Source organism: Streptomyces rhizoryzae (assembly GCF_023155275.1).
GTDB classification, from domain to species: domain Bacteria; phylum Actinomycetota; class Actinomycetes; order Streptomycetales; family Streptomycetaceae; genus Streptomyces; species Streptomyces rhizoryzae.
Genome location: NZ_JALMUV010000006.1, coordinates 172,559 through 193,688, shown reverse-complemented (window position 1 = coordinate 193,688; position 21,130 = coordinate 172,559). Strand labels below are relative to the sequence as shown.

The 21,130-nt window shown below is 74.2% G+C and carries 20 protein-coding genes; 3 read left to right on the top strand and 17 right to left on the bottom strand.

The window, feature by feature from the left end; genetic code table 11:
* The first annotated feature begins 33 nt into the window (after positions 1-33).
* A complete protein-coding gene (locus MUU72_RS08045) occupies positions 34-243 on the top strand; it encodes a PspC domain-containing protein (RefSeq protein WP_248012435.1) in 210 nt (69 codons plus the stop codon).
* A gap of 103 nt (positions 244-346) precedes the next feature.
* Here the strand turns inward: MUU72_RS08045 and MUU72_RS08040 are convergent, their stop codons facing one another.
* Both MUU72_RS08040 and MUU72_RS08035 read right to left on the bottom strand, forming a co-directional pair.
* Positions 347-634, bottom strand: coding sequence for a hypothetical protein (locus MUU72_RS08040; protein WP_248012434.1), 288 nt, complete (start codon positions 632-634; stop codon positions 347-349).
* 141 nt (positions 635-775) lie between these two features.
* Positions 776-1,936: an adenosine deaminase gene (locus MUU72_RS08035; RefSeq protein WP_248012433.1), complete on the bottom strand. Its 1,161-nt coding sequence runs from the start codon at positions 1,934-1,936 to the stop codon at positions 776-778.
* A 102-nt stretch (positions 1,937-2,038) separates the two neighbouring features.
* On the opposite strand from MUU72_RS08035, the gene MUU72_RS08030 reads away from it, so the two are divergent.
* Positions 2,039-2,806, top strand: a complete 768-nt coding sequence (locus MUU72_RS08030) for an alpha/beta hydrolase (protein WP_248012432.1) — start codon at positions 2,039-2,041, stop codon at positions 2,804-2,806.
* A 61-nt stretch (positions 2,807-2,867) separates the two neighbouring features.
* Here the strand turns inward: MUU72_RS08030 and MUU72_RS08025 are convergent, their stop codons facing one another.
* On the bottom strand, positions 2,868-3,890 hold the full coding sequence (locus MUU72_RS08025; RefSeq protein ID WP_248012431.1) for a LysR family transcriptional regulator: 1,023 nt from the start codon (positions 3,888-3,890) through the stop codon (positions 2,868-2,870).
* 62 nt (positions 3,891-3,952) lie between these two features.
* Between MUU72_RS08025 and MUU72_RS08020 the strand changes: the two genes are divergently transcribed.
* Positions 3,953-5,272, top strand: coding sequence for an MFS transporter (locus tag MUU72_RS08020; protein WP_248012430.1), 1,320 nt, complete (start codon positions 3,953-3,955; stop codon positions 5,270-5,272).
* A 114-nt stretch (positions 5,273-5,386) separates the two neighbouring features.
* Here MUU72_RS08020 and MUU72_RS08015 read toward each other — a convergent pair whose 3' ends face one another.
* The 14 genes from MUU72_RS08015 to MUU72_RS07945 form a co-directional block, all read right to left on the bottom strand.
* Positions 5,387-6,532 carry an RNA polymerase sigma factor gene (locus MUU72_RS08015; protein ID WP_248012480.1) on the bottom strand — a complete coding sequence of 382 codons (1,146 nt, stop codon included), beginning with the start codon at positions 6,530-6,532 and terminating at the stop codon, positions 5,387-5,389.
* 8 nt (positions 6,533-6,540) lie between these two features.
* Entirely contained in the window at positions 6,541-6,948 is a 408-nt protein-coding gene (locus tag MUU72_RS08010; protein ID WP_248012429.1) for a YciI family protein, read from the bottom strand.
* A 313-nt stretch (positions 6,949-7,261) separates the two neighbouring features.
* On the bottom strand, positions 7,262-7,429 hold the full coding sequence (locus MUU72_RS08000) for a hypothetical protein (protein WP_248012428.1): 168 nt from the start codon (positions 7,427-7,429) through the stop codon (positions 7,262-7,264).
* Positions 7,430-7,526: 97 nt separating this feature from the next.
* Positions 7,527-8,804 (bottom strand): thymidine phosphorylase, encoded by a 1,278-nt coding sequence (locus tag MUU72_RS07995; RefSeq protein ID WP_248012427.1) that lies wholly within the window; start codon positions 8,802-8,804, stop codon positions 7,527-7,529.
* A gap of 100 nt (positions 8,805-8,904) precedes the next feature.
* Complete coding sequence (locus MUU72_RS07990) at positions 8,905-9,324, bottom strand: cytidine deaminase (protein ID WP_248012426.1); 420 nt, start codon at positions 9,322-9,324, stop codon at positions 8,905-8,907.
* Between the two features lie 79 nt (positions 9,325-9,403).
* On the bottom strand, positions 9,404-10,687 hold the full coding sequence (locus MUU72_RS07985; RefSeq protein ID WP_248012425.1) for an ABC transporter permease: 1,284 nt from the start codon (positions 10,685-10,687) through the stop codon (positions 9,404-9,406).
* A complete protein-coding gene (locus tag MUU72_RS07980; protein WP_248012424.1) occupies positions 10,684-11,874 on the bottom strand; it encodes an ABC transporter permease in 1,191 nt (396 codons plus the stop codon). Before MUU72_RS07980 ends, MUU72_RS07985 begins: the two co-directional genes overlap by 4 nt.
* Entirely contained in the window at positions 11,871-13,385 is a 1,515-nt protein-coding gene (locus tag MUU72_RS07975) for an ABC transporter ATP-binding protein (protein WP_248012423.1), read from the bottom strand. The genes MUU72_RS07980 and MUU72_RS07975 overlap by 4 nt, the downstream gene beginning before the upstream one ends.
* A 183-nt stretch (positions 13,386-13,568) precedes the next feature.
* Positions 13,569-14,606, bottom strand: a complete 1,038-nt coding sequence (locus MUU72_RS07970; RefSeq protein ID WP_248012422.1) for a BMP family lipoprotein — start codon at positions 14,604-14,606, stop codon at positions 13,569-13,571.
* Between the two features lie 204 nt (positions 14,607-14,810).
* Positions 14,811-16,019, bottom strand: a complete 1,209-nt coding sequence (locus MUU72_RS07965; RefSeq protein WP_248012479.1) for an amidohydrolase — start codon at positions 16,017-16,019, stop codon at positions 14,811-14,813.
* A 139-nt stretch (positions 16,020-16,158) separates the two neighbouring features.
* Positions 16,159-17,415 (bottom strand): hypothetical protein, encoded by a 1,257-nt coding sequence (locus MUU72_RS07960; protein ID WP_372503025.1) that lies wholly within the window; start codon positions 17,413-17,415, stop codon positions 16,159-16,161.
* Positions 17,416-17,437: 22 nt separating this feature from the next.
* Positions 17,438-18,382, bottom strand: a complete 945-nt coding sequence (locus tag MUU72_RS07955) for an N-acetylneuraminate synthase family protein (RefSeq protein WP_248012421.1) — start codon at positions 18,380-18,382, stop codon at positions 17,438-17,440.
* Between the two features lie 62 nt (positions 18,383-18,444).
* Complete coding sequence (locus MUU72_RS07950; RefSeq protein WP_248012420.1) at positions 18,445-19,644, bottom strand: cytidylyltransferase domain-containing protein; 1,200 nt, start codon at positions 19,642-19,644, stop codon at positions 18,445-18,447.
* A gap of 29 nt (positions 19,645-19,673) precedes the next feature.
* Positions 19,674-21,041: a DUF6716 putative glycosyltransferase gene (locus MUU72_RS07945; protein WP_308403792.1), complete on the bottom strand. Its 1,368-nt coding sequence runs from the start codon at positions 21,039-21,041 to the stop codon at positions 19,674-19,676.
* Between the last annotated feature and the right edge of the window lie 89 nt (positions 21,042-21,130).

Sequence of the window (21,130 nt, the reverse complement as noted above, 5' to 3'; positions counted from 1 at the left end):
CCGCCCCGCAGCGTCGAGAAGGAGGAGGCCGACATGGCCGCCGCACTGGTCCGCCCCGTCAGCAATCGCATGATCGCCGGTGTCTGCGCCGGCCTGGCCCGCCGCTTCGGGACGAGCCCGGCGACGATGCGGGTGATCTTCCTGCTCTCGTGCCTGCTGCCCGGCCCGCAGTTCCTGGTCTACCTGGCGCTGTGGATACTCCTGCCCTCGGAGCAGCGGGCCGGCGGCGCCGCGGCCTGGTAGCCGCGGCGCGCCCCGGAGCGCGCGAAGCCCCGGCCCGTACTGGATACCGGTGCACGGGCCGGGGCGGTCGCGGGGCGTCCCCTGGGGGACGGGGCGGGGCCGATCAGCCGCCGAGGGGGAGGTTCTTGGTGACCGCGCCGGCGGGCAGGCCGCCGAGGAGCTTGTTGCCCTTGGAGTTCAGGTGCGTCTTGACGTCGTTGCCGTCGCCGCCCTTGGTGTTGGTCGCCCCGGTGAGGGTCTTGGTGGCGTCCTTCACGGGCAGGCTGCGCAGCACCCCGTGGGTGTCGATCGAGTTGCCCGCCGGGGCGGCGGAGGCGGCGCCCGCGGCGGTCGCGGCGAGGGCGGCACCGAGCGCGACGGCACCGAGAGTCTTGACAGTTCCCTGCTTCATGGCTTCTACGTCCTCGTGATGGGGGTTGACCGGCTAGGAAACCTAGTGATTGCGCCACCGCCGCCGCAAACACCCCGGCCGTACGGAAAAACGGCCGGTGGACAATCCACCGGCCGTTGCGCTAGCGACTCCGCGCCCCGCTCACTGATCGTCAGACTCCCTGCTGGGAGCGGGGGTTGCGGCGCTCTGGCGGAAGAGCCATTCGGAGCGCAATTCCGCGTAGCCGGGCTTGATGACGTCGTTGATCATGGCCAGACGTTCATCGAAAGGAAGGAAAGCTGACTTCATACCATTGACCGTGAACCACTGCATGTCATCGAGCGTGTAGCGGAATGTCTTGACCAGGTGCTCGAATTCCCGGGACATGCTCGTACCGCTCATGAGGCGGTTGTCGGTGTTGACCGTGCAGCGGAACTGCAACCGGCGCAGCAGGCCGATGGGGTGCTCGGCGTAGGACGCGGCGGCGCCGGTCTGGAGGTTGGAGGTGGGGCACAGCTCCAGCGGGATGCGCTTGTCGCGGACGTACGAGGCGAGCCGGCCGAGGGTGACCGAGCCGTCGTCGGCGACCTCGATGTCGTCGATGATGCGCACGCCGTGGCCGAGCCGGTCGGCGCCGCACCACTGGAGCGCCTGCCAGATGGACGGCAGGCCGAAGGCTTCGCCGGCGTGGATGGTGAAGTGGTTGTTCTCCCGCTTGAGGTACTCGAACGCGTCGAGGTGGCGGGTGGGCGGGTAGCCGGCCTCGGCGCCGGCGATGTCGAAGCCGACCACGCCCTGGTCGCGGTAGCGGTTGGCGAGTTCGGCGATCTCCAGGGCGCGGGCGGCGTGCCGCATCGCGGTCAGCAGGGCGCCGACCCGGATCCGGTGGCCGGCCGCGCGGGCCCGCCGCTCACCCTCCCGGAAGCCCTCGTTGACCGCCTCGACCACCTCTTCGAGGCTGAGCCCGGCCTCCAGGTGCTGCTCGGGGGCGTAGCGGACCTCGGCGTAGACGACGCCGTCGGCGGCCAGGTCCTCGGCGCACTCGGCGGCGACCCGGAAGAGCGCCTCCCGGGTCTGCATGACGGCGCAGGTGTGCGCGAAGGTCTCCAGATAGCGTTCCAGGGAGCCGGAGTCGGCGGCCTCGCGGAACCAGATCCCCAGCTTCTCCGGGTCGGTCTCGGGCAGGGAGGCGTAGCCGGTCTCACGGGCCAGGTCGACGACGGTGCCGGGGCGCAGCCCGCCGTCGAGGTGGTCGTGGAGCAGCACCTTGGGGGCGCGGCGGATCTGTTCTGCGGTCGGCAGGGTACTGGTCTCGCTCGTCATTGCCGCACTCTAGCCCCTACGCGCGTAGAACTCATCGAACGATACGTAACAGTGACCCGTCCGCAGGGTGGACACCGCGCCGCGTTCTGCCATCGTTCTCGCATGGCTCAGCAAGCACTGCCGGTGCGCGAGGCCCGGCTGGGAAAACCGCTGGGAGCGGGCGGCACGGACCGGACGGTGAACGCCGTCGCACTGCTCCTGCCCGGCTGCGGACCGACCGGGCTGCGGCGGCCGTCGCCGGTGCCGGCGCTGGCGGTGCGCCCGCTGGCCGCCCGGCTGGCCCGGGCCGGCCGCGCCGAGGGGCTGGCGGCCCATGTCGTGCACTACCGCTGCCGCGGCTGGAACGGCGCCGCCGCACACCCCGCGCAGGACGCCGCCTGGGCGGTGGACGAGGTGGTCCGGCGGTACGGCGACGTGCCGGTGGCCCTGGTCGGCACCGGGCGGGGCGCCCGCGCCGCGCTGCACGCCGCCGGGCACCCGGCCGTGCACGCCGTCCTGGCCCTCGCCCCCTGGCTGCCGGACCCCCGGCAACCGGGCGCCGCACCCGATCCGGTGAAGCAGCTGATCGGCCGTCAGGTGCTGCTGGTGCACGGCACCAACGACGAGCGGGTGGACCCCGACTTCTCCTACCGCTACGCCCAGCGCGCCAAGAAGGTCAACCGCGACACCTGCCGGTTCGAGGTGCACTCCGACGGCCACGCGCTGCACCAGCACCGCGCCGAGGTCCACGCCCTGGCCACCGACTTCCTCCTCGGCGCCCTCTTCGCCCGCTCCTACGCCCGCCCGGTCCTGGACGCCCTGGCCGCACCCCCGCCCCTGGGCCTGCGCATGCCCCTGGCCTCCGGCTTCGGCGCGTCCCTGCGCCACTGACGGACCGGGGGCGCCGTCCGGCGCGGGGCCTCTCCCGTTGCGGGGCCGCCCCGGTGCCGGGTCACGGCAGCAGCGCCCCCCGCCGGCTCAGGAGGAACTTCTTGAAGGCGGCGACCGGTGGCGGGTCCACGCGGCCGTCGAGCCAGGCGACGCCGATCTCGCGGACGGCGCGCGGGGCGGTGACGGTGAGTTCGGCGACGCCCGGGCGGGGGACCGCGGGCGGCGGCAGCAGGGCCACGCCCAGGCCGGCGGCGACCAGGCCGCGCAGCGTCTCGGCCTCCTCCCCCTCGAACGCCACCCGCGGGGTGAACCCGGCCTCGGCGCACAGCGCGTCGGTGATCCGGCGCAGCCCGTAGCCCGGTTCGAGGGTGACGAAGAGTTCGCCGGCGGCCTCGGCGAGGCGGATGCGCTTGCGGCGGGCCAGCGGGTGGTCGTCGGGGACGACCAGGCGGAGCTTCTGCTCGTCGAGGCGGCGGGCGACCAGGTCCGGGTAGTCCGGCACCGGTGAGGTCAGGCACAGGTCGAGGTCCCCGGCCCGCAGCCGTTCGATCATCGCCTCGCCGTAGTTCTGGACGAGCTGGAAGCGGATGCCGGGGTGGTCGGCGCGGAAGGCCCGGAGCAGGCCGGGGACGGTCTCCGTGCCCAGGGTGTGCAGGAAGCCGAAGGCGACCTTGCCGGCGGCCGGGTCGGTGTCCGCGCGGACCGCCTCGGTGGCCCGTTCCAGGTCGGCCAGGGCCCGTTCGGCGGCGGTGCGGAAGGCGTGCCCGGCGGGGGTGAGGGAGAGCGTGCGGCCGTGCCGGGCGAAGAGCGTCACCCCGAGGTCGTCCTCCAGCCGCACCAGGGCGCGGCTCAGGGTCGGCTGGGGCATGCCCAGTTCGTGCGCGGCGCGGGTGACGTGCTCGTGCCGGGCGACGGCGGCGAACTGGGCCAGCCGCGGGACGAGGGCCAGCGCCCAGGAGCCGGGCCCCAGCTCGGCGGACTCGGGCCCGGTGACCGGGGCCACCGTGGCCCGGCGGGTCGCCGGAATGTCTTTTCTGTTGCGACCCTGCAACAGGGACTCCGCTGAGCTGCGATCATGCACCATGGCATCGATTATCGCGTTTTGATGCATTGGACGCATGAGACGGGTCACCCTACCGTCGAACCATGCCTCCCGCTGATACCGGGGCGTCCGTCACCGACCGTGCGGCCGCCTCCCCCCAGTCCCCCGACTCCTCTTCCTCCGCCGCCGCGCGCCCCGACCCCGAGGCGGACAAGCTGCGGCCGGGCGGCCCCGGTTACCGCCGGATGAGCTTCGCCCTCTTCGCCGCCGGAGTGGCCACCTTCGCCCTCCTGTACTCCACCCAGGCCCTGCTGCCCGCGCTCTCCGCCGACCTGCACGCCGCGCCGGACCAGGCGAGCTGGACGGTCTCCGCGGCGACCTTCGGGCTGGCCCTCGGGGTGATCCCGCTGAGCGCGCTCTCCGAGCGGTTCGGCCGCCGCACCCTGATGACCGCGTCGCTGACGGTGGCCGCGGTGATCGCGCTGCTGGTGCCGTTCGCCCCGTCCCTGGGCACGCTGATCGCGCTGCGCGCCGTGCAGGGCGTGGCGCTGGCCGGACTGCCCGCCTCGGCGATGGCGTTCCTGGCCGAGGAGGTGCGCGCCAAGGCGCTGGTGGCGGCGATCGGCCTGTTCGTGGCCGGCAACAGCATCGGCGGGATGTCCGGCCGGATCGTCACCGGCTGGGTCTCCCAGGCGTGGGGCTGGCGGGCGGCGCTCGGTGCGGTGGGCGTCCTGGCCGTGGTGTGCGCGGTGGCGTTCCGGCTGCTGGTGCCCCGCCCCCGGCACTTCTCGCCCCGGCCGGCCGGTCCGCGGGCGCTGGCCCGCACGCTCGGCGGCCACCTCGCCGATCCGCTGCTGCGCCGGCTGTACGCCATCGGCGCACTGTTCATGACGGTCTTCGGCGCGGTCTACACGGTGATCGGCTACCGGCTGGTGGCCGCGCCGTTCCACCTCCCGCAGGGCATCGTCGGCTCGATCTTCGTGATCTACCTGGTCGGTACGGTCTCCTCGGCCGCCGCCGGGAAGCTGGTGGCCCGCACCGGCCGCCGCGGTGCGCTCTACCTGGCCGTGGGCACCACCGCCGCCGGTCTGCTGCTCACCCTGGCCGCCTCGGTCGCCGCGGTGCTGGCGGGCCTGGTCCTCATCACCGCCGGTTTCTTCGCGGGGCACGCGGTCGCCTCGTCCTCGGTCAGCCGCACCGCGAAGACCGCCCGCGCCCAGGCGTCGGCGCTCTACCAGTGCGCGTACTACATCGGCAGCAGCCTGGGCGGTGCGCTCGGCGCCGCCGCCTTCCACGCCGCCGGCTGGTCCGGCACCGTCCTGCTGGGCCTGGCCGCCATGACCGGCGCCGCGGCCATCACCCTCTACGCCACCCGCCAGGCCGCCGCCGCACGGCGCCTGCCGGCCCTGGGCAAGGCCGCCTGACCGGCCGCCGCCCGGCCCCCGATCCGAACGGACCCGGCCCGCCACCTGTCCTGGCGGGGCGGGTCCGTTCGCCTGCGGCGCCCCCGCGCCGCGGGAAGCGCCGGGCACGCCGGATCAGCGGTCCTCGCGGGCGTTGAGCCGGGCGGCCTGGCGGGTCAGGTGGGCGCGCTCGGCGAGGCTGGGTGCCGTGCGGGCCGCCTCGGCGTACAGCCGGGCCGCCGCGGCCGGGTCGCCGTCCCGCTCGTGGAGGTACGCCGCCACCGCGGTGTACCGGGGCAGGGCGGGGTCCACCTCCGCGAGGGCCGCCAGGCCGGCGCGCGGTCCGTCCGCCTCGCCGACCGCCACCGCACGGTTGAGCCGGGCGACCGGACTGCCGGTCAGGCGCACCAGTTCGTCGTACCACTCGACGATCTGCACCCAGTCGGTCTCCCCCGCGGTGGGCGCGTCGGCGTGCAGGGCGGCGATGGCGGCCTGGGTCTGGTACTCGCCCAGCCGGTCGCGGGCGAGCGCCGCCTGGAGGAGCGCGACCCCCTCGGCGATCAGCCCGGTGTCCCAGCGGCCGCGGTCCTGCGCGGCGAGCGGCACCAGGCTGCCGTCCGGCGCGGTCCGCGCGGCGCGCCGGGCGTGGTGCAGCAGCATCAGGGCGAGCAGCCCGGCCACTTCGGGGTGGTCCAGGGCGGCCGCGAGCTGCCGGGTGAGCCGGATGGCCTCGGCGGCGAGGTCGAGGTCGCCGGAGTAGCCCTCGTTGAAGACCAGGTAGAGGACGCGCAGCACGGTGGCGACGTCGCCGGGCCGGTCGAACGGCACACCGGAGACCGTGCGCTTGGCCCGGCTGATGCGCTGGGCCATGGTCGCCTCGGGCACCAGGTACGCCGCGGCGATCTGACGGGTGGTCAGCCCGCCGACGGCGCGCAGCGTGAGCGCGACCGCGGACGACGGCGTCAGCGACGGGTGGGCGCACAGGAAGTAGAGCTGGAGGGTGTCGTCCGCCGAGGGCGCGGGCCCGGGCGCCGGCTCCTCCTCGGCGGCCGCCTCCCGCCGGCGACGGGCCGCGTCCGCCCGGGCCTGGTCGAGGAACTTGCGCCAGGCGACGGTGACCAGCCAGCCCTTCGCGTCCCGCGGCGGATCGGCCGGCCAGCCGCGGACCGCCTCGACCAGGGCCTCCTGCACGGCGTCCTCGGCCGCCGCGAAGTCGGCCCCGCGGCGGACGAGGACGGCGAGCACGCCCGGGGTGAGGCTGCGGAGCAGGGCCTCGTCCATGGGGTGCGTCACTCCGTGACGGTGGGCGGCGCGGTGAGGAACGGGCGCACCTCCAGCCACTCGTGGAGGGGCTTGCCGCCCGCCCCGGGAGCGGCCGACAGCTCCCCGGCCAGTTCGACGGCGCGCTCGTAGCTGTCGACGTCGATCACCATCCAGCCGGCGATGAGGTCCTTGGTCTCGGCGAACGGGCCGTCGGTGACCGGCGGGCGCCCCGGACCGTCGTACCGGACCCAGGCCCCCTCGGGGGCGAGCGCCTGGCCGTCGACGAACTCCCCGGTCTTCTCCAGCCGGGCCGCGAAGTCCTGCATGTACCGGACGTGCGCGGTGACCTCCTCCGGTGTCCACCGGTCCATCGGCACGTCGTTGACCGCTGCCGGCGCGCCGCGGTAGTGCTTGAGCAGCAAGTACTTGGCCATCGTGGTCCTCCTGAAGGACGGGTGCGGCGCCTTGTGGCCGCGTGCACTCCGGGGACGGAGCACGCCGCGGATTCTCGACATCGCGGCCCGAGATTTTTTTCGGGGCGGCGGGGGCGGGCCCGGGTGCGCCGTCGCGGGGGGGGCCGGGAGCCCCGCCGGGCCCGTCCCGGTGGGGCGGGTCCGGCGGCGGGCGGCGCGTCGTCAGTCCGCGGGGAAGACCGCGGTGTCCAGGGCGAGCCCGAAGGGTGCGGGAAGCACCAGTGCGTCGCCGGACTTCACGGTCTCCAGGACGCGGTAGACCTCGCCCGCCGGCTCACCGTAGAGGGTGAGGGTCGGACCGGCGGGGGCCCGCCGGTCGACGAGCAGCCTCGATGATCTCCACCTTCCAGCCCTCGCGTGCGTCCGCCTGCTCCCAGATGCGGACGAGGTCGTCCCACTCCGGGCTGTTGCCCGAGGCGTGGTCGACGGTGAGTGCGCTCATGGCGGTCTCCTCTATCGGTACATCACCGATCCCAGCATGCCGAACGGGACCGGCGGCGGTCCACCGATCCCGTTCACCCGGATGAGAAAAGCGCAGGTCAGACGATGCGTTCCAGGACCACCGGGCGGGCGGTGAAGGCCGTGTCGGCCGGGGCGATCGCCACGCCGCCGTCCAGTGCCTCCAGCGCGTAGGGGAACTTCTCGGGGGTGTCGGTGTGGAGGGTCAGGAGGGGCTGGCCGGCGGTGACCGGGTCGCCGGGCTTGGCGTGCAGTTCGATGCCGGCGCCGGCCTGCACCGGGTCCTCCTTGCGGGCCCGGCCGGCGCCCAGGCGCCAGGCGGCGAGGCCGACGGCGTAGGCGTCGAGGGTGGTGAGGGTGCCGGTGGCGGCGGCGGTGACGGTGTGCTGTTCGCGGGCGACGGGCAGGGGGGCGTCCGGGTCGCCGCCCTGGGCGCTGATCATGCGGCGCCAGTGGTCCATGGCGGAGCCGTCGGCCAGCGCCTTGGCGGGGTCGGCGTCCTTCAGGCCGGCCGCGTCGAGCATCTCGCGGGCCAGGGCCAGGGTCAGCTCGACGACGTCCTGGGGGCCGCCGCCGGCCAGCACCTCGACGGATTCGCGGACTTCGAGGGCGTTGCCGGCGGTGCGGCCGAGGGGGGTGGACATGTCGGTGAGCAGGGCGCGGGTGTCCACGCCGTGGTCGGTGCCCAACTCGACCATGGTGGCGGCCAGTTCGCGGGCGTCGTCGAGGTTCTTCATGAACGCGCCGGAGCCGACCTTGACGTCCAGGACGAGCGAGCCGGTGCCCTCGGCGATCTTCTTGGACATGATGGAGGAGGCGATCAGCGGGATCGACTCGACGGTGCCGGTGACGTCGCGCAGCGCGTAGAGCTTCTTGTCGGCGGGCGCCAGGCCGTCGCCGGCGGCGCAGATGACGGAGCCGACGTCGCGGAGCACGGCCAGCATCTCGTCGTTGGACAGCAGGGCGCGCCAGCCGGGGATGGCTTCGAGCTTGTCGAGGGTGCCGCCGGTGTGGCCCAGGCCGCGGCCGGAGAGCTGCGGGACGGCGGCGCCGCAGGCCGCGACGAGCGGGGCGAGCGGGAGGGTGATCTTGTCGCCGACGCCGCCGGTGGAGTGCTTGTCGGCGGTGGGGCGGGGCAGCGAGGAGAAGTCCATGCGCTCACCGGAGGCGATCATGGCGGCGGTCCAGCGGGCGATCTCCGCGCGGTTCATGCCGTTGAGGAAGATGGCCATGGCCAGGGACGACATCTGCTCGTGGGCGACCTCGCCGCGGGTGTAGGCGTCGATGACCCAGTCGATCTGCCCGGGGGTCAGTTCCCCGCGGTCGCGCTTGGTACGGATGACGGAGATGGCGTCCATGGACGGATTCCTTTCGAACGGGTGGATCCCGTTCTACACGCATAGACGCCGGGGAGGCCAGGGCAGGGCGGCCCGGTGGCCGGACCGCACCGCCCCGCCGTCAGCCGGCCAGGTGCCCGGGCCCGAACGCGTCCGGGAGGAGGTCCGCCAGCGGGCGGATGCCGGCCTGGGTGTCCACCAGCAGTTCCGGGCCGCCGTGCTCGTGCAGCAGCTGGCGGCAGCGGCCGCACGGGACGAGCAGTTCGCCCGCGCCGTCGACGCAGGTGAAGGCGGTCAGCCGGCCGCCGCCGCCGGCGAACAGGGCCGAGACCAGGCCGCATTCGGCGCACAGCGCCAGGCCGTAGGAGGCGTTCTCGACATTGCAGCCGGTGACCGTGCGGCCGTCGTCCACCAGGGCGGCGGCGCCGACCGGATAGCCGGAGTACGGGGCGTAGGCCCGGGACATCGCCTCCCGGGCCCGTTGCCGCAGGGCGGGCCAGTCGACGGGCGGGTGGTCGGTGAGGTCGGGGTGGTGCGTCATGCGCTCTTTCTTCCGTGGGGGTGCGGCGGCCGGCGGCGGGACGGGGGCACGCCCCTGCCCCGCCGCCGGCCCGCGCCCGTCAGTGGCCCTGGCCCCTGCGGTACGGCTTGCCGACCGCCTTCGGGGCCCGCAGGCGCTGCGAGAAGAGCGCCAGGACCAGCAGCGTAGCGATGTAGGGGCTGGCCTCGACGAGTTCCAGCGGGACGTTGTCGGACAGCGCGTACCAGACCACCAGGACGGCGGCAGCCACCCCGGCGAGGGCGGCCTGTGCGCGCTTGGCGGCCCGCAGCCGGACCACCGCCAGGCCGGCGAGCAGCGCGGCCAGGCCCAGCAGCAGGGCGTGCACGGTGGGGCCGCCGCTGCGCAGCTGCATGGCGTCCATGAAGCCGAACAGGCCCGCGCCGAGGGCGACGCCGCCCGGCCGCCAGTTGCCGAAGATCATCGTGGCCAGGCCGATGTAGCCGCGGCCCCCGGTCTGCCCGTCCTGGTAGAAGTGCACGCTGATCGCCAGGAACGCACCGCCGAGGCCGGCCAGCGCGCCGGAGACCACGACCGCCGCGTACTTGTACGCGTAGACGTTGACGCCCAGCGTCTCGGCGGAGAGCGGGGCCTCGCCACAGGACCGCAGCCGCAGGCCGAACGCCGAGCGCCACAGCAGGAAGAAGGTGCCGACGAACAGGCCCACGGTCAGCAGGGTCAGCCAGGAGACGCCGGTGACCGCGCCGCCGAGCACCCCGGCGAGGTCGGAGACCAGGAACCAGTGGTGGCCCTCGATGCCGTTGAGCCAGTCGGCGAGGCCGGGGACGGTGAAGGTCGGCATGTCGGGCATCGGCGGCGACTGCTTGTCGTTGCCGCCGGCCACCATGGCGGCGCTGCCCTCCCGGCCGAAGAGCAGGGTGGCCAGGTACTGGGTGGCGCCCAGCGCCAGGATGTTGATCGCCACACCGGAGACGATGTGGTCGACGCCGAAGGTGACGGTGGCGACGGCGTGCACCAGGCCGCCGAGCGCGCCGCCGAGGACGCCGGCCGCGGCCGCCGCCCAGGGCCCGTGCTGCCAGCCGGCCCAGCCGGCCGCGAACGAGCCGAGCATCATCATGCCTTCGAGGCCGATGTTGACCACACCGGACCGCTCGGCCCACAGGCCGCCCAGACCGGCCAGGCCGATCGGGACGGCGGCGCTGAGCGCGGCCCCGAACTGGCCGGCCGAGGTGAGGTCGGCGGCGCCGCTGACGGCCCGCAGGGCGGAGACCGCGACCAGCGCGCCGGCGACGATCAGCAGCACCCAGGGGTAGGTCAGCTTCCGCTTCCCGCCGCCGCTGCCGGGGGCCGCGGGCCGCGCCGCGGACTTGAGTTCGGTACTCACGCCGTCACCTCCGGCTTGTCACTGTTGTCGGCGGTGCCGTCGCCGGTGCGGGCCAGCACGGCCAGCTCCTCGCCGACCTTGCGCTGCTGGAGGCGCAGCCCGTAGCGGCGGACGACCTCGTAGGCGATGACCACGCAGAGCACGATCACGCCCTGGATGACACCGACGATCTCCTGGGCGTAGCCCTCGAACTCGAGCCGGGAGCCGGTGCGGTCCAGGAACGCCCACAGCAGGGCGCCGAACCCCATGCCGACCGGGTGGTTGCGGCCGAGCAGGGCGATGGCGATACCGGTGAAGCCGATACCGGCCGGGAAGTCGGTGCCGTACTGGAAGGACTCGCCGAGCAGGGTCGGCATGCCGACCAGGCCGGCCGCGGCGCCGGACAGCAGCATGGAGATGACCACCATGCGCTTGACGCTGACGCCGCTGGCCTCGGCGGCCGGCTCGGAGGCGCCCACCGCGCGCAGGTCGAAGCCGAAGCGGGTGCGGTTGATCAGGAACCAGTACAGCGCGCCGGCCACCACTGCGATCACCACGAAGCCCTCGACCGGCTTGGGGTGGGTGGCGAAGGAGAAGAAGTGGCTGGACTCCGGCAGGAACGTGGTGTGCAGGAGGTTTCCGTCCTTGACGGCCAGCCGGCCGTCCTGGAGGAAGTAGCCGATGACCGAGGCCGCGATGGAGTTCAGCATGATCGTGGTGATCACCTCGCTGACCCCGCGGGTGGTCCGCAGCAGGCCCGCAATGCCGGACCAGACCGCGCCCACCAGCATCGCGATGACGATGAGCAGGATGATCTGGAGGGCGCCGGGCAGGGCGACGGCCCCGCCGACCGCGGCGGCGGCGAAGGCGGCCAGCCGGTACTGCCCGTCGACGCCGATGTTGAAGAGGTTCATCCGGAAGCCGACGGCCACCGCGAGCGCCGAAAGGTAGTACGGCACCGCCTTGTTGATGATCCAGACCTGGCTGTCGCTGTAGTGGCCGTAGTCGGCCATGATCCCGTACGCGCGGAACGGGTTCTCGCCGGACGCCAGGAAGACCAGCGAGCTGATCACTATCGCGGCGACGATCGCGAGGACCGGCGCGGCGATGCCCAGCAGGACGCGGTCCCGGGCGGCGCTGCGCGCGACGGCGTCGACGGCCGGGTTCTTCTTGGCCGTTGGCGCGGCGGGGGGTGTGGACGTGCTCACTTCTCGCCACCCTTCGGGGCGGCGGCGGTGGTGTCCGCCGCGCTGAGATGGCCGCTGGCGGCACCGGTCATGGCGGAGCCCAACTCCTCCGGGGTGATCACGGCGGGGTCCGCGTCCGCGACCAGCCGGCCGCGGTACATCACCCGCAGGGTGTCGGACAGGCCGATCAGCTCGTCCAGGTCGGCAGAGATCAGCAGGACCGCCAGGCCCTCGCGGCGCGCGGCGCGGATCTGCTCCCAGATCTGCGCCTGGGCGCCGACGTCCACGCCTCGGGTGGGGTGGGCGGCGATCAGCAGCTTGGGGTGGTGGCTCATCTCGCGGCCGACGATCAGCTTCTGCTGGTTGCCGCCGGAGAGCGAGGCCGCGGTCACCTCGATGCCGGGGGTGCGGACGTCGTACTCGGCGATGATCCGCTCGGTGTCCTTGCGGGCACCGGCCAGGTCCAGCAGCCGGCCCTTGCTGTTGGGGCGCTCGGTGACGTGGCCGAGGATGCGGTTCTCCCACAGCGGGGCGTCCAGCAGCAGGCCGTGCCGGTGGCGGTCCTCGGGGATGTAGCCGATGCCGCCCTCGCGCCGGGCGCGGGTGGAGGACCGGGACAGGTCGGTGCCGTCCAGGGTGAGGGTGCCGCGGTCGGGGGTGCGGGTGCCCATGATGGCCTCGACCAGTTCGGCCTGGCCGTTGCCCTCGACGCCGGCGACGCCGAGCACCTCGCCCTTGCGGATGGTGAACGAGATGCCGTCCAGCACCGTGCGGACCACGCCGTCGGAGTCGGTGGCGGACAGGTGCACGTCGCTGACGGTGAGCATCTCCTCGTCGGTGACGGTCGATTCGCGGGTCTCCGGCGACGGCAGCTCGCTGCCGACCATCAGCTCGGCGAGCTGCTTGGGGGTGGTCCTGGCCGGTTCGACGGAGGCCACGGTGGTGCCGCGCCGGATGACGGTGATGTCGTCGGCGACCGAGAGCACCTCGCCCAGCTTGTGGGAGATGAAGATGACGGTCAGGCCCTCGGACTTCAGTTCCCGGAGGTTGGCGAAGAGCGCGTCGACCTCCTGCGGGACGAGGACCGCGGTCGGCTCGTCGAGGATCAGCGTGCGGGCGCCGCGGTAGAGGACCTTGAGGATCTCCACCCGCTGCCGGTCGGCGACGCCGAGGTCCTCGATCAGGACGTCCGGCCGGATGCCCAGGCCGTACGCGTCCGAGATCTCCTGGATCCGGGCGCGGGCGCCGGCGCCGATGCCGTGCAGTTTCTCCGCGCCCAGGACGGTGTTCTCCAGGACGGTGAGGTTGTCGGCGAGCATGAAGTGCTGGTGCACCATGCCGATGCCGCGGGCGATGGCGTCGCCCGGGGAGTGCAGGGCGACCTGCTCGCCGTCGAGCGCGATGGTGCCCTCGTCCGGCTTCTGCATGCCGTAGAGGATCTTCATCAGCGTCGACTTGCCGGCGCCGTTCTCGCCGCACAGGGCGTGGACGGTACCGCGGCGGACGGTGAGGTGGATGTCGTGGTTGGCCACGACGCCGGGGAACCTCTTGGTGATCCCGCGGAGTTCTACAGCAGGGGCGGCCGGGCCGGGCGGGCTGCTGCTGGTGGGTGCTGCGTTGATGGCGCACTCCCCTCAGGGACGAAGGAGCGGAAGAAGCGGACGGGCGGAGCTGGACGGGACGGGCCGCGGGGCCGGCGGGCGGCCCCGGGGAGGCTACGGTTGCGGCGTCTCCTTGACCTTCACCCGACCCTCGATGATCTTCTTCCGGGCCGCGTCGATCTGCGGCTGGATGTCCTTGATGAAGCCGCCCGAGGTGGCGAGCGAGACACCGCCGTGCTTGAGGTCGTAGGTGTGGATCCCGGTCAGCGGCTTGTGCTGCTCGCAGCTCTTGATCAGGTCGAAGACCGCGACGTCCACGTTCTTCACCACGGAGGTCAGGATGTGGTCCTTGTAGCGGGCCAGGCCCGGCTGCCGGTACTGGTCGGAGTCCACGCCGATCGCCCAGGCGCCCTTGACCTTGCTGATCGCCTCGATGGAGCCGGCGCCGGACTGGCCGGCCGCCGAGTAGATCACGTCGATCCCGCTGTCGAGCATGCCCTGGGCCTTGGCCTTGGCGGCGGCAGGGTCGTTGAAGCCCTTGTCGTTGTTGGGGTAGAGGTACTGCGAGACGACCTTGGCCCGCGGGTCGGTGTCCCGGACGCCCTGCTCGAAGCCGGCCTGGAACTTCTGGATCAGCGCGTTGTTCACCCCGCCGATGAAGCCCACCTTGTGGGTCCGGCTCTTCAGTGCGGCCGCGACCCCGGCGAGGTAGGAGCCCTCGTGCTCGGCGAAGACCATCGCGTCGACGTTCTTGCCGGTCGGTACCGCGTCCACCACGCCGAAGGTGGTGTCGGGGAAGTCCTTGGCGACGTTCTGCACGGACTGGCTGTAGGCGAAGCCGACCCCGATCACCGGGTTGTAGCCGGCCTCGGCGAACGAGGTCAGCCGCTGCTCGCGGTCCGCCTCGGTCTCGCCGTTCTTCGCGGTGAGCATCTTGACGTTGACACCCAGGTGCTTGCGGGCGTCCTCGGTGCCGCGGGCGGCCGCTTCGTTGAACGAGTGGTCGTCCCGGCCCCCGATGTCGAAGGCCAGGCCCACGCCCGCGTGTGTGGCGCGGTTGGCCTCCGCGAAGCTCTGTCCGCAGGCGGTGGCGGTGAGCGCGAGGCACGCGGTGGCGGTGGCCGCGGCGACAACCCTGATGACCCGACGCACGGGGCCTTCCCTTCGCTGTCAGCGCCCCCACTGGCGCCGGCTTGTCGGGAGATTAACGCGCGTAGACCTGGCGCAAAACCCTCCATGGCATCGCCGTTATCGATTCGTCTCTCACGGCCCGTCCGGGAAACACGGCGGGCGGCCGGCGCGGGACCGGCCGCCCGTGTGGCGGGATGTGGCGTGATATGTACGGTCGGCGGGGCGTCAGAGCAGCGCCGCGGCGGTGAACAGCTCCACGCCCACGGTGATCGCGTGCTCGTCCACGTCGAAGTCCCCGCGGTGCAGATCGAGGCCGGACAGCTCGCCGGGCGGGCGGACGCCGAGCCGGGCCATGGCGCCGGGGACGTGTTCGAGGTACCAGGAGAAGTCCTCGCCCCCCAGGGACTGCTCGGTGCCCTCGACGGCGTCCGCGCCGCGGCGGGCGGCCATCGCGTCGTGCAGCAGCTGGACGCTGCCGGCCTCGTTGACGACCGGGGGGACGCCGCGGACGTAGCCGATCTGCGACTTGGCGCCGTGCAGGGCGGCGACCTCGTCGATCGCGGCGTGGACCAGGTCGGGCGCCTGCCGCCAGGCGTCCAGTTCCAGGCAGCGGACGGTGCCGGCGAGCGTGGCGCGCTGCGGGATGACGTTGCAGGCGTGACCGGTCTCCAGCCGGCCCCAGGTGACCGCGAGGCCGGCCCGGGCGTCGATCCGGCGGGCGATCACCGCCGGGACGTCCAGCGCGACCCGGGCCGCGGCGGTGACCATGTCGGTGGTCAGGTGCGGGCGGGCGGTGTGGCCGCCGGGGCCTTCGAGGGCGACCTCCAGGCGGTCGCAGGCGGAGGTGATCGGGCCGGTGCGCAGCCCGATCCGGCCGGCGTCCACCCGCGGGTCGCAGTGCACCGCGAGGATCCGGCCGACGCCCTCCAGCGCCCCGCCGGCCACGACCTCGGCGGCGCCGCCGGGCAGCACCTCCTCGGCGGGCTGGAACAGCAGCCGCACCGGGCGGGGCAGCCGGCCCTCGCGGGCCAGCCCGGCCAGCACCAGGCCGGCGCCGAGCACCACGGTGGTGTGCACGTCGTGGCCGCAGGCGTGGGCGCGGCCGGGGACCGTGGAGGCGTAGTCGACGGTCTTGGTGTCGGGGATGGGGAGGGCGTCGATGTCCGCGCGGAGGGCCAGGATGCCGTCCGCCCCGCCGTCCGCGCCGTCCGTACCGATGTCGCACAGCAGGCCGGTGCCGGTGGCCAGGACCCGGGGGCGCAGGCCGGCCCGCTCCAGGCGGTCCTTGAGCGCCGCGGTGGTGCGGTGCTCCTGGTTGCCCAGCTCGGGGTGCATGTGCAAGTCGCGGCGGAACGCGATGAGTTCGGCGCGTAGCGGCTCGGGGAGCGTACCGGGCAGGGCGGGGGCGTGCGGGTCGGCGGCTTCGCGGGACATCAGTTGGTTCACCCGTTGAAGATTACGTCCCCCTCGGGGGTAACTGGCCCTCGATCAACAAAAGTTCAGCCCGTCAGGGGAAGAAATTTTAGGCAGCTGGGTGCATGGACGGATTTACGGAGGGGTATGAACGAGGGCTTCATCGCTCCCCGTCAGGCTCGGCGGTGAGCTTCGCGTCCCCCGTGCGGCCCTCCGTTCCGGCGTGCGGCAGGCGGCGGGCGGCGCGGGCGGTGCCGGTGACGCCGTCCAGGAAGCCCCGGGCGCGCGGGGAGGCGTGCGCGGTCAGCCAGGCCGGGTCGATGTCGCACACCGCGACCTGCACGCCGGTGCCGCGCAGGGCCAGCGGCAGGGTGTGGACGACGGTGGAGGGGAAGCTGAGGACGGTCCGGCCGATCGGGCCGCGGCGGGCGATCAGCTCCAGCGGGAGGTCGGGGCGGACCACCTCCAGACCGGTCTCGGCGGCCAGCCGGTGCAGTTTGCCGGCGCTCTCCCGGCGGTGCGCGAAGTAGCGGGTGGCGCCGTGCGCCCGGGCCAGCGCGGCGACCGCGGCCAGGTAGCGGTCGGTGTCGACCACGCCGGTCTCGACCAGGGAGGTGCCGACGAGGTCCGCGGTGCGGGTCAGCCGGGGCGGGCCGAAGCGGGCGCGGGTCCAGGCGAAGTCGTTGGCGGCCACCGCCATCCCGCCGGGCGCCTCGACCGGCATGGAGGTGAACAGCGCGACGGTGCGGCGGTGCCGGGCGCCCTGGGGACCGGGGGTCAGGCGGCGGCGGGCGGTGGCGGCGAACGGGGCGAGGAGCAGCTCGCGGGGGCCGCGGCCGGTGCCGTGCCGGTGCCAGCGCACCAGCCGTTCGCCGCGGGCGAGTTGGCCGGTGAACTCCATGGTGGCGGTGCCGTCGTCCACCACGACCACCTCGCGCGCCCGGGCCAGGCCCAGCAGCAGCTGGACGTAGCGGGAGAAGGGGTCGCCGAGGACGATCCGGCGGGCGGCGCGCAGTAACGGCGCCAGACCGCCGACGGTGCGCAGCGGGGCGGTGGCGCCGCCGCGCGCCTCCTCCCAGCGGACGGTGTGGCCCTCCTCGCGGGCGAGTTCGGCCATCCGGCGCAGCTGGCCGCGGGTCATCGGGTCGTGCGGGGCGAGCACGGCGACGGTGAGCGGGGCGGGCGGCGCGGTGCCGGCCCGGGCGTGCGCCCATTCGAGGACGTTCAGCAGCTGCACCGGGCTCTCGACGAAGGCGAGGGTGTCGCACTCCGCGGGGGCGGAGCCCAGGGCGGCAGCGCCGGACCGGGTGCGGGCGCGCTGCCGGGGGAGGCCGAGGAGGCGGCGGGCGGGAGCTCCCGCCGCCTCCTGCGGCGGGGCCCCGCCGCCCTGGGCGGGGGCCCGTTCGGGGGAGGTCACCGCGCGGACTCCGGCCGGCCCGTCAGACGGCGGCCGGTTCGCGGTCGGCGGCGGCCCCGGCCGCCTCCGCCTCGGCGACCACCCCGGCGACCCGGCGCAGCTTCTTCATCGGGCCGAGCTCGCTGGCGTAGACCTTCTTGACGCCGTCGCCGAGCGACTCCTCGATGGTGCGGATGTCGCGGACCAGGCGGGTCAGGCCCTGCGGCTCGACGGAGGCGGCCTGGTCGGAGCCCCACATGGCGCGGTCGAGGGTGATGTGGCGCTCGACGAAGGCGGCGCCGAGGGCGACCGCGGCCAGGGTGGTCTGGAGGCCGGTCTCGTGGCCGCTGTAGCCGATCGGGACGTTGGGGTACTCGGCCTGGAGGGTGTGGATCATGCGGAGGTTGAGCTCCTCCGCCTTGGCCGGGTAGGTGCTGGTGGCGTGGCACAGGACGATGTTGTCGCTGCCCAGGACCTCGACGGCGTGCCGGATCTGCTTCGGGGTGGACATGCCGGTGGACAGGACCACGGTGCGGCCGGTGGCGCGCAGGGCGCGCAGCAGCTCGTCGTCGGTGAGCGAGGCGGAGGCGACCTTGTAGCAGGGGACGTCGAACTTCTCCAGGAAGGCGACGGACTCGATGTCCCAGGGGGAGGCGAACCACGCGATGCCGCGCTTGGCGCAGTAGGCGTCGATGGCGCGGTAGCCGTCCTCGTCGAACTCCACGCGGTGGCGGTACGCGATGTAGGTCATCCGGCCCCAGGGGGTGTCCCGTTCGATGTCCCACTGGTCGCGCGGGGTGCAGATCTCCGGGGTCCGCTTCTGGAACTTCACCGCGTCGCAGCCGGCGTCCGCGGCGGCGTCGATGAGCCGGAACGCGTTCTCCAGGTCGCCGTTGTGGTTGATGCCGATCTCGCCGGTGACGTAGACGGGGCGGCCGGGGCCGACCAGGCGGTCGCCGAGGGCGCGGAGGCGGGTGGTGCTGGTCATGGGAGGTCCTTCGTTCTGTTCGGGGTGAGGGTTTGGGGGGTGGCAGGGGTGGGGTGGCGGGGTCAGAGGGAGGGACCCAGCAGCCAGCCGGCGATCTCGCGGACGGCGCCGCTGCCGCCGGGGGTGGCGGTGACCGCGCGGGCCGCGCCGCGCACCACGTCGTGCGCGGAGGCGACCGCGACCGGCCAGCCGACCAGGTCGAAGCAGGGCAGGTCGTTGACGTCGTTGCCGACGTAGAGCACCCGGTCGGGGGTGACGCCGGTCTCCTCGCACCACTGCTTCAGGGCGATGTCCTTGCGGTCGATGCCGTGCCGGACGGGCACCTTCAGCTTGCGGGCGCGGGCGGCGACCACCGGGTTCTGCTCGGTGGAGAGGATCAGCAGGTGCAGCCCGGCGCGGCGCAGGGCGGCGATGCCCAGGCCGTCGCCGCGGTGCACCGCGACGGTCTCCCGGCCGTCGGCGTCGACCAGCACCCGGTCGTCGGTCTGGGTGCCGTCGAAGTCGAGGACGACCGCGTCGATGTCGTCCCGGGTCGGCAGGGCGCCGGGGCGGGGGCCGTCCAGGAGCGGGGCGAGCGCGCGGGCGCGGGCCAGGTCGTGCGGGTCGTCGATCTCCAGGACCCGGGCCGGGTCGGTGCGGACCAGGGCGGTGCGGCCGAAGAAGCGGTGGCCGGCGGCGCGGAATCCGGCCGCGTCCATGGCGTAGGCGGCGCCGGTCTCCAGCAGGTCCTGCGGGCGGTCCTGGCGGCGCGGCCGGACGGACTTGTCGTGGTTGACGCCGTGGCCGCCGCCGGTGCCCCGGGAACCGGCGTCCGGTCCGGTGTCCCGCCAGACGAAGCCGTGGAACGGCGCGACGGTCAGCGCGCTGTCCGCCCCGTCCTCGACGACCGCCGCGGCCACCGCGTCGATCTCCTCGCTCACCAGGAACGGGCTGGTGCACTGGACGAGCAGCACCGCGTCCACCCGGCGGTCCTGCCCGGCCTCGTAGGCGTCCAGTGCGTGCCGGACGGCGGCCTCGCTGGTGGCGGTGTCGCCGGCGATCTCGCCGGGGCGGCGTATGACGACCGCGCCGGCGCCCCGGGCGGCCGCCGCGATCCCGGCGTCGTCGGTGGAGACGACCACGTCGGTGACCAGGCGGGCGGCCCGGCAGACCCGCACCGCCCGGGCGACCAGCGGCACGCCGCCGACGGCGGCGAGGTTCTTGGCGGGCACGCCCTTGGATCCCCCGCGTGCGGGGATGACGGCCACAACGGTGGGGGGCACGGTGCTCTCCTCGGTCGGACGGGGACGGGTCACAGCTGCCCCCAGCGCCGGACGGCCGGGGCGATGCGCTGGACGCCGTGGCGGTAGGCGCCGCGGGCGGCCTCCCGGACGGTGTCGCGGGCGAACTTCCGCAGCCCGGCGGCCTCGTCGTCCGCTGCGGCGTACCCGGCGAGCGGCGCGCCGTGCGGGTCCAGGCCGTAGCGGGCGAGGATGCCGGGCAGGTACCCGGGGGCGGTGCGGGGGGTGTAGTACGGGGTGAGCGGCGGCAGGCGGTCGGCGGCGGCCAGTGCGGCGACCCGGTCCCGGGCGGCGTCGAAGGCCCGCTCGTACTCCCCGGGCGCGCCCGCCGCCGGGGCGACGCCCTGGCGGGCCAGCCACGCGGGGTCGGGCTCCGGCCGGTGCCCGGCGTCGAGCTGGTCCCAGGAGGCCAGGCAGCCGGAGCCGAGGAAGTGGTGGTTGCCGAGCGCCTCGCGGATGCCGAGGTCGGTCAGCACGGCGGTGGGGATCCCGCGGTGCAGCGACTCCAGGGCGGCGGTGGAGCTGACCGTGACGAGCAGGTCGGTGCGGTCCAGGACCTCGCCCATGTTCCCGTACACCAGGCGGCAGTTGGCGGGCAGTCCGCCGGGGATCCTGGCGGCGAGCTTCTGGTACGGGAGTTCCTCGATGTGGGTGGTGTGTTCGCCGGGGCGGCTGCGGAGTTTGACCAGCACCTCGCGGCCGGGGTTGCGGCGGGCGTGCTCAACGGCCCGGCGCAGCAGGTACGTCCGGCCCTCGCGGCTGTCCGGGACGGAGGGCTGGGCGGCGAACACCACGGTGCAGGGCTTCCCGGCCGGGCCGTCCGGCGCGCGGTAGGGCGCGCCGCCGAGGAACGGCAGCGCGCACTCCACCACGCTGCCGTCCGGTGCGCCGGCGCCCCGGTAGACGGCCCGGAAGCGCTCCGCGTCGTGCCGGGAGTTGGCCAGCACCACATCGGCGCCGTGCCGCAGCAGCAGGCCGTCGGCGAGCTTCTCGTAGACCACGCCGACGTAGCCGGTGACGACGACGGGGCGGCGGGTGTCCGGGGCGCGCCAGGCGTGCGCGAGGCCGTGCAGCATCGCCTGGACGGCGCCGCCGACGCAGGACAGCACCAGCACCTGGCAGTCGGCGCCGTCCGGGTCCCGCGCGCCGCGCTCCATCAGGGCGAGGAAGCCGGCGGCGCCGATCTCCCGGAGCGAGTCCGCGCGGGCGCCGACCTCGCCGAGCTGGCGGACGGTGGGGGTGGCGCGGCCGCGGAGCAGGTAGCCGTCGATCCGGGCGTCCGGCCGCAGCCGGCGCGCGGTCAGGGCGCCCCACTTCCACCGGGTGTCCGAGTCGGCGAGGACCGCGACCCGCGGTGCGGAATGGATGGGTGATGGCACGCCGAAGACGCTAGGAAGGCGCGACGGTGGGCGGGCCAACTGGGAAGCAACAAAGGGTTAACAGCCGACCGACGCTTCCCGAACCCGTC